At 69.0% G+C, this 15,292-nt stretch carries 14 protein-coding genes; 5 read left to right on the top strand and 9 right to left on the bottom strand.

Features of this window, described 5'->3' with window-relative positions; genetic code table 11:
- Positions 1 to 92: 92 nt before the first annotated feature.
- The 7 genes from ACWGE0_RS43565 to ACWGE0_RS43535 form a co-directional block, all read right to left on the bottom strand.
- Positions 93 to 1,748, bottom strand: coding sequence for a BCCT family transporter (locus tag ACWGE0_RS43565; RefSeq protein WP_452266718.1), 1,656 nt, complete (start codon positions 1,746 to 1,748; stop codon positions 93 to 95).
- Positions 1,749 to 1,754: 6 nt separating this feature from the next.
- Entirely contained in the window at positions 1,755 to 2,885 is a 1,131-nt protein-coding gene (locus ACWGE0_RS43560) for an aromatic ring-hydroxylating oxygenase subunit alpha (RefSeq protein ID WP_452266717.1), read from the bottom strand.
- 24 nt (positions 2,886 to 2,909) lie between these two features.
- Positions 2,910 to 3,203 (bottom strand): hypothetical protein, encoded by a 294-nt coding sequence (locus ACWGE0_RS43555; protein ID WP_452266716.1) that lies wholly within the window; start codon positions 3,201 to 3,203, stop codon positions 2,910 to 2,912.
- On the bottom strand, positions 3,200 to 5,647 hold the full coding sequence (locus ACWGE0_RS43550) for a GcvT family protein (RefSeq protein ID WP_452266715.1): 2,448 nt from the start codon (positions 5,645 to 5,647) through the stop codon (positions 3,200 to 3,202). Before ACWGE0_RS43550 ends, ACWGE0_RS43555 begins: the two co-directional genes overlap by 4 nt.
- The gene (locus ACWGE0_RS43545; RefSeq protein ID WP_452266714.1) at positions 5,644 to 6,729 is read right to left on the bottom strand and encodes an S-(hydroxymethyl)mycothiol dehydrogenase; all 1,086 of its coding nucleotides are present in this window, start codon (positions 6,727 to 6,729) and stop codon (positions 5,644 to 5,646) included. The genes ACWGE0_RS43550 and ACWGE0_RS43545 overlap by 4 nt, the downstream gene beginning before the upstream one ends.
- 17 nt (positions 6,730 to 6,746) lie before the next feature.
- The gene (gene glyA / locus ACWGE0_RS43540) at positions 6,747 to 8,033 is read right to left on the bottom strand and encodes a serine hydroxymethyltransferase (protein ID WP_452266713.1); all 1,287 of its coding nucleotides are present in this window, start codon (positions 8,031 to 8,033) and stop codon (positions 6,747 to 6,749) included.
- Between the two features lie 179 nt (positions 8,034 to 8,212).
- Entirely contained in the window at positions 8,213 to 8,995 is a 783-nt protein-coding gene (locus tag ACWGE0_RS43535) for an IclR family transcriptional regulator (protein WP_452266712.1), read from the bottom strand.
- 133 nt (positions 8,996 to 9,128) lie between these two features.
- Here ACWGE0_RS43535 and ACWGE0_RS43530 point away from each other — a divergent pair, with 133 nt between their 5' ends.
- Positions 9,129 to 9,446, top strand: coding sequence for a bifunctional 3-phenylpropionate/cinnamic acid dioxygenase ferredoxin subunit (locus ACWGE0_RS43530; RefSeq protein ID WP_452266711.1), 318 nt, complete (start codon positions 9,129 to 9,131; stop codon positions 9,444 to 9,446).
- Entirely contained in the window at positions 9,443 to 10,591 is a 1,149-nt protein-coding gene (locus ACWGE0_RS43525; protein ID WP_452266710.1) for an NAD(P)/FAD-dependent oxidoreductase, read from the top strand. Before ACWGE0_RS43530 ends, ACWGE0_RS43525 begins: the two co-directional genes overlap by 4 nt.
- Position 10,592: 1 nt before the next feature.
- On the opposite strand, the gene ACWGE0_RS43520 is transcribed toward ACWGE0_RS43525, so the two are convergent.
- Positions 10,593 to 11,375, bottom strand: coding sequence for an SDR family NAD(P)-dependent oxidoreductase (locus ACWGE0_RS43520; RefSeq protein WP_452266709.1), 783 nt, complete (start codon positions 11,373 to 11,375; stop codon positions 10,593 to 10,595).
- 65 nt (positions 11,376 to 11,440) lie between these two features.
- On the opposite strand from ACWGE0_RS43520, the gene ACWGE0_RS43515 reads away from it, so the two are divergent.
- Both ACWGE0_RS43515 and ACWGE0_RS43510 read left to right on the top strand, forming a co-directional pair.
- Positions 11,441 to 12,682, top strand: coding sequence for an MFS transporter (locus tag ACWGE0_RS43515; protein ID WP_452266708.1), 1,242 nt, complete (start codon positions 11,441 to 11,443; stop codon positions 12,680 to 12,682).
- 5 nt (positions 12,683 to 12,687) lie between these two features.
- Complete coding sequence (locus ACWGE0_RS43510) at positions 12,688 to 13,299, top strand: TetR/AcrR family transcriptional regulator (RefSeq protein ID WP_452266707.1); 612 nt, start codon at positions 12,688 to 12,690, stop codon at positions 13,297 to 13,299.
- On the opposite strand, the gene ACWGE0_RS43505 is transcribed toward ACWGE0_RS43510, so the two are convergent.
- Entirely contained in the window at positions 13,245 to 14,681 is a 1,437-nt protein-coding gene (locus ACWGE0_RS43505) for a pyridoxal phosphate-dependent decarboxylase family protein (RefSeq protein ID WP_452266706.1), read from the bottom strand. The two genes, ACWGE0_RS43510 and ACWGE0_RS43505, sit on opposite strands and share 55 nt — an antisense overlap.
- An 81-nt stretch (positions 14,682 to 14,762) precedes the next feature.
- On the opposite strand from ACWGE0_RS43505, the gene ACWGE0_RS43500 reads away from it, so the two are divergent.
- Entirely contained in the window at positions 14,763 to 15,194 is a 432-nt protein-coding gene (locus tag ACWGE0_RS43500) for an Lrp/AsnC family transcriptional regulator (RefSeq protein WP_452266705.1), read from the top strand.
- The last annotated feature ends 98 nt before the right edge of the window (positions 15,195 to 15,292 follow it).

Here is a 15,292-nt window from a genome sequence, read left to right as displayed (position 1 = left end):
GACGGGTGCATCGCGGTGCCGCCCCCGCATCCTCATACTGGATGTATGGGGGTGCGGGGGCGGTGCCGCGAGGCGCCCTGCTGAGCGTGAATTCACCCGCCAACGGGCCGCGCCACACCACGAACCATCTCGTCCACGGTGTCGGCGCAGCGCTTCTGCCACAACACCATCGGGTCGCTGCGCAGGTCCTTCACCAGCGCCACGCACAGCACCACCATCACCAACGCGAACGGCGCCGCCGCGATGATCGTGAGGTTCTGCAGGCCGGTCAACGCGGTCGCGCCACCACCGCCGACCAGCAGCATCACCGCTGCCACGCCGCCGGTCGCCACGCCCCAGAACACCACCAGCCGGCGATGCGGTTCGATGGCGCCGCGCTGCGACAACGTGCCCATCACCAGCGACGCCGCGTCGGCTCCGGAGACGAAGAAGATCGCCACGAGCAGCATCACGACCACACCGGCGACCGCCGCCAGCGGGAACTGGTCGAGCACGCCGAACAGCTGCGACTCCGGGTTCGCCGCGCCGGCCAGGTCGGTTCCGGTGCGCTGCAACGTGATCGCGGTGCCACCCATGATCGTGAACCAGATCAGGCTCACCACCGACGGCACCAGGATCACGCCGCTGACGAACTGCTTGATCGTCCGGCCGCGGCTGATCCGCGCGATGAACATCCCGACGAACGGTGTCCACGAGATCCACCACGCCCAGTAGAAGATCGTCCACGACGACAGCCAGCTCTCCATCGCCTGGCCACCGGACGCGCCGGAGCGGGAGATCATGTCGCCCATCTCGCGGAAGTAGTCACCGATCGCCGCGGGCACCAGGTTGAGGATGAGCACCGTCGGCCCGACCACGAACACGAACACCGCCAGCACGGTCGCCAGCACCATGTTGATGTTCGACAGCCACTGGATCCCCTTGGCCACACCGGAAACGGCCGAGGCCACGAACGCGACGGTGAGCACCGCGATGATGCCGATCAGCACGCCGACGCCGGGGTTCTCGCTGACGAACCCGCCCGCCTTCAGCCCGCTGCCGATCTGCAGCGCGCCCAGCCCGAGCGACGCGGCCGACCCGAACAGCGTCGCGAAGATCGCCAGGATGTCGATCACCCGGCCCAGCGGTCCCTCGGACACCCGGTCACCGAACAACGGCGCGAAGGCGGCGCTGATCAGTTGCTTGCGCCCGCGCCGGAACGTGCCGTACGCGATCGCCAGTCCCACCACCGCGTAGATCGACCACGGGTGGATCGCCCAGTGGAACAACGAGGTCGCCATCGCCGTCTCGACCGCCGCGTCCGTGCCGCCCTCGACCGTGCCGGGCGGTGGCTTCACGAAGTGCGACAACGGTTCCGCGACGCCGTAGAACATCAGGCCGATGCCCATTCCGGCGCTGAACATCATCGCGACCCACGAGATCGTCCGGAACTCGGGCCGTTCGCCGTCCTGGCCGAGCGGGATCCGGCCGTAGCGGCTGAAGGCCAGCCACAGCGCGAAGATCACGAACCCGGTCGCGGCCGTGAGGAACGCCCAGCCGGTGTTGCGGATCACCCAGCCCAGCACTGCCGTGGACACGCTGCCGAGGCTCGAGGTGCCGAACACACCCCAGGCCAGGAACGCCGCGGCGACGGCCGCGGCCACGACGAACACGACGCGATCTGTGCCCGTCCTCGTGGTCGGCAAGTCTGTTGTGGGCGGGTCTGTGGTGGGTAGGTCCGTGGTGGGTAAGTCTGTCGGTCCGGGCATGGTCTGCTACCACCTCTTCATGGATGTGGCTTCCTGAACCCAGCGGTGGAACTCCCCGATGTGGTGCTCGGAGGGAACCAGCACACCCCCTTGCGCGTAGGCCCGCGACGACATCGCGGGCTGGCACCGTTCACAGGCCTCGAAGTCCTGCTCGTTGACGCGGTGGAACAGCTCGACGGACCGCGAGACGTCCTTGCCGGTCGCGACGACGTCCTTGGCGTAGAGCCAGTCGCACTCGACGATCGTGCGGTCGGCGGCCATCGGGAACATCCGGTGGATGATCACGTGGTCGGGCACCAGGTTGATGAACACCTGCGGGCGCACCGTGATCGCGTAGTACCGGCGGTCCTGGTCGGAGTCCACCCCGTCGAGCCGCTCGAACCCCTCGCTGCCGTCGATCGTGAAGCCCTTGATCTCCTCACCGAACACCGCGCCGTGCCCGACGTAGTACTGCGCCGCGTACCCGTCCGCGAACTCCGGCAGCACCTCGGTCAGCTCCGGGTGGATGGTCGCGCAGTGGTAGCACTCCATGAAGTTCTCGATGATGAGCTTCCAGTTGGCCTTGACGTCGTAGGTGATCCGCCGTCCCAGCTCGAGCTCGCTGACCTGGTAGTTGCCGATCGCGTCGAGGTTGCCGAGCCGTTCGCGGACGTCCTGCTGGACGGTCTCCTCGAACGACGGCGGCTCCTCGGCGAGGCACAGCCACGCGTAACCGAGCCATTCGCGGAGGTGGACGCGCTTGAGCCCGTACTCGGTGCGGTCGATGTCCGGCATCGAGGTCAGGTTCGGCGCGGCCACCAGCTTGCCGTCGAGCCCGTAGGTCCAGGCGTGGTACGGGCACTGGAAGTTGCGCTTGACCGTGCCGGTCTCCTCGACGCACAGCTTGGCGCCGCGGTGCCGGCAGATGTTCAGGAACGCGCGGAGGTTGCCGTCGCGTGAGCGGGTGACCAGCACGCTCTCGCGGCCGATCTGGACGGTGCGGAAGTTGCCGGCGTCGGGCAGGTCGGCGCTGCGGACCGCGCAGAACCACATCTGCTCGAAGATCGTCTCCTGCTCCAGGTCGAAGTTCGCCGGGTCGGTGTAGGTGTGGCCGGGCAGGGTGGGGATGAGGCTGGCCGGGAGCTCGGTCGCGGTCATGGTCACTCCGTGGTGGTGAAGTAGTCAGAGGAGGAGAGTTCGCGCTTCCGTGCCGAGGCAGATGACCAGCAACGGTGCGGCGTGGGTGCTCGACCTGGTCAGGACGCGGGCACCCGTTCCGGACGGCTCGACGTGGAAGTCGATCACCGTCTCCTCGAAGCGCAGATCGGCGCCCGCGCGCAGGGCCTCGTCCGCACCGGGCAGCTCGGTCAGGGGCTTGCGGTCCAGGCCGAGCACACGTAGCCCCCGTGCGGCGAAGCGGCGTGCGGCCGCTCCGCCGAGGTCGCCGAGCCCGACGACGATCACGTCGTGCGTCATGACCTGATCCGCCTCATCTCTGGGTCGAACAGCGGTTCCGCCGCGACGACTGCCGGAACTCGCTCGCCGAAGTACTCGATCTCGACCTGTGTCCCCGGCACCGCAACGGAAGCGGGCAGCCAGGCATAGGCGATGTTCTTGCCGATCGAGTAACCCCGAGCAGCACTGGTGACGTACCCGACCGGCACCCCACCGGCGAACACCGGCTCACTGCCCATGACGACCTGGTAGGCGTCATCGATCGTCAGACAGGTCAGCTTGCGCGCGACCGTGTCCTCCGAACGACCCTCCAAAGCCTGACGGCCGTGGAAGTAGCCCTTGTTCATGCGCACCGCAAAGCCCAGTCCCGCCTCGAACGGGTCGTGCTCCGTGGTCACATCGGCGCCCCACGAGCGATAACCTTTCTCCAGCCGCATGCTCGTGAACGCGCTGCGGCCGGCGGCGATCACACCGTGTTCCTGACCGGCCTCCCACAACGTGTCCCACAACCTGCGGCCCATGTCCGCGGTCGTGTAGAGCTCCCAGCCCAGTTCGCCGACGTACGACAGGCGCATCGCGGTCACCGGCACATCCCCGATGAACGCTTCCTGGGCCTTGAAGTAGCCCATGGCCTCGTGCGAGAAGTCCGTTCGAGTCAACGGCTGCAACAACTTCCGCGCCGCCGGCCCCCACAGGCCGATGCAGCACGTACCAGGCGTGATGTCGGTGATGTGCACGCCACCGTTCGGGGGCAGGTGCCGGCGCAGCCAGTCGACGTCGAGCGGGCCGTTCGCACCGACCTGGAAGCGGTCGGCACCGAGCCGGGCGATCGTGAGGTCGCTGCGCACTCCCCCGTCCTCGTTGAGCAGCAACGTGTAGACGACCGCGCCGGGTTTGCGGTCGAGCTGGTTGGTGGTCATGGTCTGCAGGAACGTCAACGCCTCCGGGCCGCTGACCTCCAGCCGCTTCAACGCGGTCATGTCGAACATCGCGACCCGCTTGCGGGCCACCAGAGCCTCGGCGCCCGCGATCGGTGACCAGAACCGGGACGCCCACTCGTTGCGTTCCGGGATCTCCGCGACCTCGGGCAGGTCGGCGTTGGACTCGTACCAGTGCGGCCGCTCCCAGCCACTCGCTTCCAGGAACACCGCGCCGAGTTCCTTCTGGCGCTCGTAGAACGGGCTGGTGCGCAACGGCCGCGGCCGTTCGGCGGGCTGCAACGGGTGCAGGATGTCGTAGACCTCGACGAAGCTCTGGCAGCTGCGTTCGTGGACGTAGCCGGGTGAGCGCTGGACGTCCTCGAACCGGTTGAGGTCGCAGGCGTGCAGGTCGATGTTCGGGTGCCCGTCGACCAGCCACTCGGCCATCGCCCTGGCCACGCCGGCGGAGTGCGTGATCCACACGGCTTCGGCGACCCAGAAGCCTTTGAGGGCGGGGTGTTCGCCGAGCAACGGGTTGCCGTCCGGGGTGAAGGAGAACAGGCCGTTCACGCCCTCCTCGACCTTGGCGTCGCCGAGGGCCGGCAGCAGGTCGACGGCGGCGTCCCAGGAGGTGTCGAAGTCCTCCGGGGTGAACGCGATCTCGGACGGCATGGTCGGTGCCACGTCGAAGTCGAGGATGTCGTCCGCCGAGATCGGCATGGGCCGGTGCCCGTACGCGCCGATGCCGATGCGGTCGACGTGTTCACGGAAGTAGAGGTCGGCGTCCTGGTGCCGCAGCAGGGGCTTGGACATCTCGGACAGCTCGGTGTTGACGCCCTTGAGCGCCGGCAGCGGTGTCGTCTTCGCGTACTGGTGGGCCATCGGGACGAGCGGGATGTCGAGGTCGACCATCCGCCCGATCCGCGGGCCCCACATGCCGACGCAGGACACCACGACGTCGGCGGCGAACGTGTCGTGCTCGGTGACGACGGCTTTGACGCGGCGGCCGTTGCGTTCGATGCCGGTGACCTTGTGGTGGGCCAGGAACCTCGCGCCGCGGTCCATCGCGCGCCGGGCCTGTGCCTCGGCCGCGCGCAACGGCTTGGCGATGCCGTCGGTCGGGATGTGGAACCCGCCGAGGATCTTGGCGGGGTCGAGCAACGGGTGCAGCCGGGCGCATTCCTCCGGGTCGCGCAGGAAGCTCTCGACGCCCCACGACGTCGCCCAGCCGTGCCGGCGCTTGATGTCAGTCCAGCGTTCCGGGGTGGTGGCGACCTCCAGCCCGCCGAGCTGCTGGAAGCACCACTTGTCGTCCATCGTCAGCGCTGTGTACTTCTCGACGGTGTACTTGGCGAACGAGGTCATCGTCCGGCAGCCGGTGGTCTGGAAGACCAGGCCCGGTGCGTGCGAGCTCGAGCCGCCGGTGGCGAACAGCGGTCCCTGTTCGAGGACGGTGACGTTGGTCCATCCTCTGGCGGTCAGTTCGTCGGCGAGCGCGCATCCGACGATGCCCGCTCCGATGAGCACGACTCGTGGCTGGGTCACAGGATCACCACCGAGCGGAGCACACGGCCGTGGTGCATGTCGTCGAACGCCTTCTCGACGTCGCCCAGCCCGATCGTCTCCGAGACGAACGCGCCGAGGTCCAGCCGGCCCTGCAGGTAGAGGTCGATGAGCATCGGGAAGTCACGTGACGGCAGGCAGTCGCCGTACCAGGAGGACTTCACCGCGCCGCCGCGGGAGAACACGTCGATCAACGGCAGTTCCAGCTTCATGTCCGGCGTCGGCACACCCACCAGCACAGCGGTCCCGGCGTGGTCGCGGGCGTAGAAGGCTTGCTGGAACGTCTCGGGGCGGCCGACCGCGTCGATCACGACGTCCGCGCCGTTGCCGCCGGTGAGTGCGCGGATCGCCTCCACGACGTCCTGCTCGCGCGCATCGACGGTGTGCGTGGCCCCGAACCGTTGCGCCCACTCCAGTTTGGTGTGGTCGAGGTCAACGGCGATGATCGTGCGCGCACCCGCGAGCCGGGCCCCCGCGATGGCCGCGTCACCGACGCCGCCGCAGCCGAGCACCGCCACGCTGTCGCCGCGGCCGACGCCGCCGGTGTTGATCGCGGCGCCGATGCCCGCCATGACACCGCAGCCGAGCAGGCCGGCGACCTCGGGCGGTGCCTTGGGGTTCACCTTCGTGCACTGTCCGCTGTGGACCAAGGTCTTCTCCGCGAACGCACCGATGCCCAGCGCGGGCGACAGCGGGGTGCCGTCGGCCAGGGTCATGGGCTGGGCGGCGTTGTGGGTGTTGAAGCAGTACTGGGGCCGGCCTCGCAGACAGGAGCGGCACGAACCGCACACCGCGCGCCAGTTCAGAATCACGAAGTCGCCGGGTGCCAGATCGACGACACCGTCGCCGACCGCCTCGACGACGCCCGCGGCCTCGTGTCCGAGCAGGAACGGGAACTCGTCGTTGATCCCGCCCTCCCGGTAGTGCAGGTCGGTGTGGCAGACACCGCACGCCTGCACCTTCACCAACGCCTCGCCGGGGCCGGGATCCGGCACGAGGATGGTCTCCACCGAGACCCTGGCCCCTCGCCCCGCCGCCACGACACCGTTCACCGCGTGTGCCACTTGCTTCTCCAGCCTTGTCAGAGGTGCGGGTAGAGGGGGTTGTTCTTGGCCAGCAACGCGACCCGGACGGACAGGTCCGCCTCGGCCGTCTCGTCGAACGAGGGCTGCAATGCCGCGGCGATGACGTCGGCGACCTCGGCGAAGTCCTCGGCCGTGAAGCCGCGGGTGGCGAGCGCGGGCGTGCCGATCCGCAGGCCCGAAGTGATCATCGGCGGTCGCGGGTCGAACGGAACGGCGTTGCGGTTGACGGTGATCCCGATGCGGTGCAACCGGTCCTCGGCCTGCTTGCCGTCCAATGAGGACTCGACGAGGTCGACCAGGACGAGGTGCACGTCGGTGCCGCCGGACAGCACCTTCACCCCGGCCGCGGCGCAGTCCGGGGCGCTCAGCCGCGAGGCCAGGATCCGGGCGCCGTCGAGGACCCGCTGCTGACGTTCGCGGAACTCCTCGGTCGCCGCGATCTTGAACGACACCGCCTTGGCCGCGATGACGTGCTGCAACGGTCCGCCCTGCTGGCCGGGGAACACCGTGGAGTCGACCTTCTTGGCGAGTTCGTTTGTGCACAGGACGACGCCGCCCCGAGGACCGCCGAGCGTCTTGTGGGTGGTGGTCGTGACCAGGTCGGCGAACGGCACGGGGCTCGGGTGCAGGCCCGCCGCGACCAGGCCCGCGAAGTGCGCCATGTCGACCATCAGCTTGGCGCCGACGAGATCGGCGATCCGGCGGAACTCGGCGAAGTCCAGCTGCCGCGGGTAGGCGGACCAGCCCGCGATGATCAGCTTCGGCCTGGCCTCCACCGCCAGCCGCTCGACCTCGGCCATGTCGACCCGGCCGGACTCGCGATCCACGTGGTAGGCGACGACGTGGTAGAGCCGGCCGGAGAAGTTGATCCGCATGCCGTGCGTCAGGTGACCGCCGTGCGACAGGTCCAGGCCCATGATCGTGTCGCCGGGCTGGAGCACCGCCGCCATCGCCGCGGCGTTGGCCTGCGCGCCCGAGTGCGGCTGGACGTTGGCGTGTTCGGCACCGAAGAGGGCCTTCACCCGCTCGATCGCCAACGCCTCGATGACGTCGACGTGCTCGCACCCGCCGTAGTACCGGCGTCCCGGGTAGCCCTCGGCGTACTTGTTCGTCAGCACCGATCCCTGCGCCTGGAGCACCCCCACCGGCGCGAAGTTCTCGGAGGCGATCATCTCCAGCGTCGACTGCTGGCGGTGCAACTCGGCGCGGATCTCGGCGGCGACCTCGGGGTCGAGCTCGTCGAGGTCCTGGTCCAGAACTGTGGTGGAAACGGAGAGTGACAACGGCCGACCCTTCCGAGCGAGTTCCGTAATACGCAACCTGGTTCGCATTATGCAACTGCGGGCGCATCACGGTGCGGCTCGCCTGGGCCCGTTGTCAAGACCCCGTCGCACGGACGGAGGCACCCGAAACGGCAACGAGCCCCCGGCGCAGGCCTGGGCTCGTTGTTCGTGAAAGTCTTTCACAGCACGGGATGCCCCATTCGGACGGACAGGTCGCGCGACGCCACCCGCAGCTCCTCGACGATCGCGGGCATGCGCTTCTGCGAGAGCCGGTAGGCCGGACCGGCGGCGCTGATCGCCGCCACGACGTCCCCCTGCGACCCGAACACCGGGACGGCGACCGCGTGCAGCCCCGCCTCCAGCTCCTCCATGCAGGTCGCGAACCCGTCCTCGGTCGTGCGCCGCAGCACGGTCCGCAGCCGGACGGGATCGGTGATCGTGCGCGGGGCGCAGGACTCCAGTTCGCCGGACAGCAGGCGATCCTGCTCGGCCGGCGGCGCGGCGGCCAGCAGGACCTTGCCGCTGGACGTCGCGTGCAACGGCGTGCGCTGGCCGACCCAGTTCTGCGCCGCCACCGCGGAACTCCCCCGCGCCTGGCTGACGTTGAGCGCGACGTCGTTGTCGAGAACCGCGATGTTGACGGTCTCGCCCAGCCGTTCCGCGAGTGCGGTGCAGACCGGGCCACCAACCCGGACGTAGTCGAGCTGACCGGTGACCGCACCGGCGAAGCGGAGCATGCCGATGCCGATCCGGAACGGGCCGCGTTCGCCGTCCTGCTCCACGAGTTCGCGGGCCTGAAGTGTGTAAACGAGTCTGGACGCGGAGGACTTGTGCACGCCGAGCTCGGCGGCGATCTCGGTGATCCCCGCTTCCCCGTTGCGGGCCAGCAGCTCCAGAACGGCCACCGCCCGATCGACCGATTGCACCAGCGCCGGGTCGCGCCCCTCCCCGTTGTTGCTCATGACGCAACGGTATCCGATTGGAGCAACCACCCTTGATCAGCCAAAACGCGTCTTGACGCGCCCAGGGATCCTGAGCCATTCTGCTGTTGCGTATCGCACATCGTGTTCCGTAATACGCAACGGAGGGTTAGAGATGATCACCGCCTGCGCCGTGGACGACCTGCCCGTCGGCGAGTCCATGCGCATTTCCGGCGAAGTAGCCATCGCGGTCTTCAACGCGGACGGCGAGTTCTACGCCATCGACGACACGTGCAGCCACCAGGACGCCTCACTGTCCGAGGGCTGGCTCGAAGGCTGCTTCGTCGAGTGCCCGCTGCACGCCGCGAGCTTCGACCTCCGCACCGGCGTCCCGACGTGCCTGCCGGCCAAGAAGGCCGTGCGCACGTACCCGGTCGTGGTGCGGGACGGCGTGATCTACGTCGACACGGGAAGCCGCGAGGCCGTCGCGTGAAGACGGTCGCCGTGGTCGGCGCGTCGCTGGCCGGCCTGCGTGCCGTGGAGGAACTGCGCAAGCAGGGCTTCGACGGTCGCATCGTGGTGATCGGCGAAGAGCCGCACGCGCCCTACGACCGGCCTCCGCTGTCCAAGGCTTTCCTCGCGGGCACTCTTCCCGCCGAGGACCTCACCCTTTCCGACGACGACTTCGACGCCGAGTGGCGGCTGGGGGTTCGCGCCGACCGCGTTGACGCGGAGACGGCTTCGGTGCACCTGTCGACCGGCGAGACAGTGCGCGCGGACGGCCTGGTGATCGCCACCGGCGGCCGGCCCCGCACGCTCCCCGGCACCTCGAACCTGGCCGGCGTGCACACGTTGCGCACGCTCGACGACGCCGTCGCACTTCGCGCGGATCTCCAGCCAGGCGCCCGAATCGTCGTCATCGGCGCGGGCTGGATCGGCGCCGAGGTCGCGTCGACGTGCCGCTCGCTCGGCCTCGAAGTGACCGTCGTCGAAGCCGCTCCGATCCCGATGGAACGCGCACTCGGACCCACACTGGGCTCGCTCTGCGCGGACCTGCACGCCGACCACGGAGTCGACCTGCGTCTCGGCGTGGGCGTCGCGTCCTTTGTGGACAACGGTACCCGCGTGACCGGAGTCGTCCTGCACGACGGCACCCACCTGCCCGCCGACGTCGTGGTGGCAGGCATCGGCATGGAACCCGCGACCGGCTGGCTGCACGGATCGGGCCTCGCGCTCGACAACGGCGTGCTGTGCGACACCGGCTGCGTCACGTCGATCCCGTCCGTGGTCGCCGTCGGCGATGTCGCCCGCTACCGCACCCCGTCCGGCGGGCACGTCCGGCACGAGCACTGGACGAACGCCTCAGAGCAAGCGACCGTCGCTGTCCGCAACCTGTTGGCGGGCACCACGATCGAGACCTACTGCCCGTCCGGTTACGTCTGGTCCGACCAGTACGGGGTCCGCCTGCAGCTGGCGGGAGAGACGACCGGTGCGGACGAGGTCGCGGTGATCGACGGTTCGCCGGACGACCGCAGGTTCGTGGCCGAGTTCCGTCGCGCCGGCCGGCCCGTCGGGCTCCTCGCGATGAACAACGCCAAGCTGTTCGGCCGCATGCGCCGCCAGCTCACGCCGGCATGACTCACCGGGCCTCCAGGAGTGCGGCCATCCGCTTCACCAGGTGTGGCCGCACCTCGTCGCCCGTGAAGATCCACGGCTGACGCGCCTCCATCCCGGCCACCACCATCTCGCCGACCGCGTCGACACTCGGCCCGCTCTTCAGAAACGTCGCGACGACGGGCACCAGGTCGTCCCGCAACGCGACGCTCCCCTCCAGCAACCGAGTGTTCGCAACGATGTCCGTGTCGACGGGACCAGGGCACAGCACGCTCACGTCGATGCCGTGCTCGACCACGTTGAGGCGCAACGACTCGGACAAACCGACGACCGCGAACTTGGCTGTCGCGTAGAGCAGGTTCGGATCACTCACGAGCCCGGCGGCCGAGGCGGTGTTCACGACGTAACCCCCGCCGCGCTCGATCATGCGCGGCAGGAAGGTCTGGATCCCGTTGATCACTCCGGTCAGGTTGACCGCGAGCGCCAGGTCCCACTTGTCGTAGCTCAGCTCCTCAACGGCGGCGTGCGGCACGATCCCGGCGTTGTTGAACAGCAGGTCGACCTGACCCAGCGCTTCCTCGGCTTCTTGAGCCGCCGCGGCGAATCCGGCGCGGTCCCGGACATCCAGTCGGTAGGTCTCGACCGCCGTCACCCGTGACAACTCCTCGGCGCTGCCGGCCAACGCGGTTTCGTCGATGTCGGCCAGCGCGAGGCGCACACCGCGCCTGCCCAGCGCGCGGGCGATGCCCAGGCCGATGCCTCTCGCGCCGCCCGTGATGAACGCGACCGTGCCCGTCCACTCCCTCATTTCAGCCCACCACCTCTATGTTGATCTGATGACACTATGCTGGCCAACACAGTAGCCTGCTCAGCATGGAGATGACCCTCGGCAAGGTGTTGTCCACCGGCGGCCGCGCCACGCTCGGCGTACTGGTCGGCCTGCAGGTGCTCGACAGCGTCGACAACGTGATGTTCGTGGTCTTCGCGCCGGAGATCCGCGAGTCGCTGGGCATCAGCACTGCGGCGATCGGCGTCGTCGGCGCCCTGGCCGGGGTGATGGTGGCCCTCGCCGCGCTGCCGCTCGGCCTGCTGGGAGACCGGCATCGCCGCACGTCGATCGCGGGCGTCGCCACCGTCGTCTGGGCAGCGGCGGCCGGGTTGCTCGGCCTGGTCCAGCACCTCTGGCAGGCGGTCGCGGTCAGGGTCGTCGCGGGCATCGGCAAGGCCAACGAAGGACCGATCCAGGCATCGTTGCTGGTCGACGCCTATCCCCCGGCCGGGCGCGGGCGGGTGCTCGGGCTGCACCGCGGCGGGCAACCACTGGGCATCGTGACCGGCCCGCTGCTCGCGGCGGCGTTCGCGACGGTGATTCCTGAGGAGCACGAGCCGTGGCGGTGGGCGTTCGCGTTCCTCGCCGTGCCGGCGCTTCTGCTGGGACTGGCCGCGCTGCGCCTGCCTGAACCACCACGGGAGACGTCGACGACCACCCCGCGCGGTGCGTTCGGGAGCCTCAAGAAGATTCGGACGTTCGTGCTGGTGATGGTCGCGCTCGGCACGTTCGGCATGTGCGTGACGACGGTGCCGATCTACCTCAACGTCGTCCTGGAGGAACACCTCGGCCAGAGCGCGGCGGCCAGAGGCATGATCACGTCGATCTGCGCGGTGGGCGGGCTCGCCGGCGCGGCCGTCGGCGGGGCGCTGAGCGACCGGCTGTACCGCCGCAGCCCCAAGGCGTGCATCTACCTGGCAGCCGTCGCCCTCACGTTGCTGGGCATCGGGTTCGCAGTGCAGGCGTACGCACCGGACGTCACCACTTATGTCGTCATCGGGATGGTCACGCAGGGAATGACGTTCGCGGGCATCGTGCCGTTGAGCCTGGTCGTGGCATCGGTGACACCGCAGGAGATTCGCGCGACGGCGTTCGCGCTGGTCGGTGTCTACCTGGCACTGGTCGGCGGGCTGGGCGGGGCGGTGGTCACCGGTGTCGCCGAGACGCTCTGGGGCGTCCGGACCGCTGTCGCCGTCACCGCTCCGGTGGCGTCCGTGCTCGCGGGCGTCGTCCTGGTCTTCGCTGCGCGTCACGTGCTGCACGACATCGCCAGAGTCGTACGATGATCGCCGTGAACTCCCCTGCGCAGCGCCGGATCGACGAGATCGGTGACGAGAGCCGCCGTCGCATCCTGGACGCCGCCGAGGAACTCTTCGCCGAGCGCGGATTCGACCGCACGTCCTTTGTGGACATCGCGAAGCGGTCCGGCATCAGCCGCGGCTCGATCCCCTGGCACTTCAAGAACAAGAACGGCCTCGTGATGGCCGTCGTCGAGCGCGTGGTCGAACGGATCTGGCCCGCCGAGCGCTACGAGTCGGTGCCGTCGCTCACCGAAGTGTTCGGGGAGACCGCAGAACTCCTGCGCAGCGGCAACTCCGCGCTGGTGTTCATGATCCTGGTCGAGGCGCTGGGCGACCGGGGCGTGGTGCACGAGCAGTACCGGGAATTCTTCGCCCGGCGGCGCGAGGGAATCGAGACCCTGCTGCGGCTGCGACGCCCGGCGGACGTGGATCCCGGCACCGCGGCCGAGCAGGAGCGCGCCGCGGCCGTCGCGCTCAACGGCGCGCTCCTGGGCATCCACCTGCAGGCCCTGGTCGATCCCGCCGCCGTGGACCTCGACGGCGCGCTTCAGTCCGTGGCGACGATGTTCGACAACAACCTCGCCGACGTGTGGCGCACCTGATCCCGCAGGCGGTCCAGGATCAGGTCGATGTCGGCCTCGGTGGTGCGGTGGTTGGTGATGCAGGCGCGGACGCCGCGTTGGCCCGCGACCAGCACCGGTCCGAGCAACGCGACGTTCTCGGCGATCAGCGTGGCGAGCACCTCGTCGGGTGAGGCGCCGTCCACCGTGAAGCACACGGCCGTCAACATCACGGGCGCGATCAGCGTGAGACCTGGGGTCTCCTCGATACCGCGCGCAAGCCGTTGGGCGAGGGCCAGCGTGCGCTCGTTGGCCGCGCGGAACGATTCGACGCCGAACGCCTGCAGCGCGCTCCACACCTTGAAAGCCTTGAAGTTGCGGGAAAGCTGCGGCCCGTAGTCCATGTAGTCGGTCATCAACGGGTCGTCGGCGATCGTCAGATACGAGGAGTCGAACGCGTAGGCGTCACGCAGCTTGGCGCCGTCACGCACGAGCAGGCACCCGGCCTCCAGTGACGCGAACAGCAGCTTGTGCGGGTCGAGCGTGATCGAGTCAGCGCGGGCACACCCGCCCATCAGCTCGCGCATGTCCTCCGACAGCAGGAAAAGCGCGCCGTAGGCACCGTCCACGTGCAGCCACAGGTCTTCCGCCGCGCACAGGTCCGCGATCGCGTCAAGCGGGTCCACCGAGCCGGTCGACACCGTGCCGCAGGTGGCGACGACACACCACGGTTGCAACCCATCCGCCCGGTCCTCCTCAATTGCCGCGCGCAATGCGGTCACGTCCATGCGGTGCTGCGAGTCGGTGGCGATGTGGCGCACGTTGTCCAGGCCGATGCCGAGGATCGCGGCGGCCTTGTCGACGCTGCGGTGCGCCTCGACGGAGGTGTAGACGACGAGCGGAGGTGCGTCGCGTTGCAGGCCGTTGGCGTGGAAGCCAGGTACGCGGTCGTTGAGCGCGGTGACCAGCGCCTGGAGGGTCGCGAGCGAACCGCCGCCGGTGAGGATCCCCTTGGCGGTGCTGGGAAAACCGACGACCGAAGCCAGCCAGTCCAGCACGGAGCGTTCGACGACGCTGGCCGCCGGCGACAGCTGCCAGAAATTGCAGTTCTGGTTGATCGCGGCCGACACCGCCTCGGCGTAGGGCGCGATGCCGTTGGGCGGGCCGAGGACGTAGGCGAGGAACCGCGGGTGCGCCACCGTCGTCGAGTTGGGCAGGATCGTGCGTTCCCAACTGTCGAACAACGCGTCCACGCCGATGCCCTGCTCCGGCATCGGGGTGGCCAGCAGCGACGCCAGTGCCTCACGGTCGGGCGTGGGCAGCACCTCCGCCGAGCGCAGGCCACGCTCGTAGCCATCCAGCAGCGCGAGCAACCGGGTTCCCGCCCTGGCGCGTTCTTCGTCGGTCAGCACAAGTTCGTTCACGACAAGCAGATTAGGCTGCAGAAGCGAGCACACGATTGCTACTTGAACCCCATCTGACGCCATCAGTGGCATGATCTGCCAGTGGACCGCACCGATCGCGCAATCATCCGCCACCTGCAAGCGGACGGACGTCTCACCAACACCGAACTTGCCGACCTGGTGGGTCTCACCCCGTCGCCGTGCCTGCGGCGGGTGCGGGCGCTCGAGGAGGCCGGGGTGATCACCGGCTACCACGCGGCCGTCGACCCGGTCGCGCTCGGCCGCGGCTTCCGCGTGCTCGTGCACATCGACCTCGCCGTGCAGGACACGGGGACCATCGAGGCGTTCGAGGCGCAGATCGCCGAGCTCGACGCCGTCGAGTCATGCGTGCGGATGTTCGGGCAGCCCGACTACCACCTGTGGGTCGCCGTCGCCGACATCGCCGCCTACGAGCAGTTCTACATGTCGGCGCTGACCCGGCTGCCCGGAGTGGCACGCACGAACTCGCAGTTCCCGATGAAGATCGTGAAGTGATACCTGAGTAGTACAAGGCGTTCTCGGCTACGCAGGTAGCGCACGCAGTGAGCGCCTCGGTACGACGATTTGCGCACGCCGCTTTCCTAGCGTTGTGG

This window comes from Lentzea sp. NPDC054927, assembly GCF_053610285.1.
Note: the sequence above shows the minus strand (reverse complement) of the source record. Positions and strands in the feature narration are given on the sequence as shown.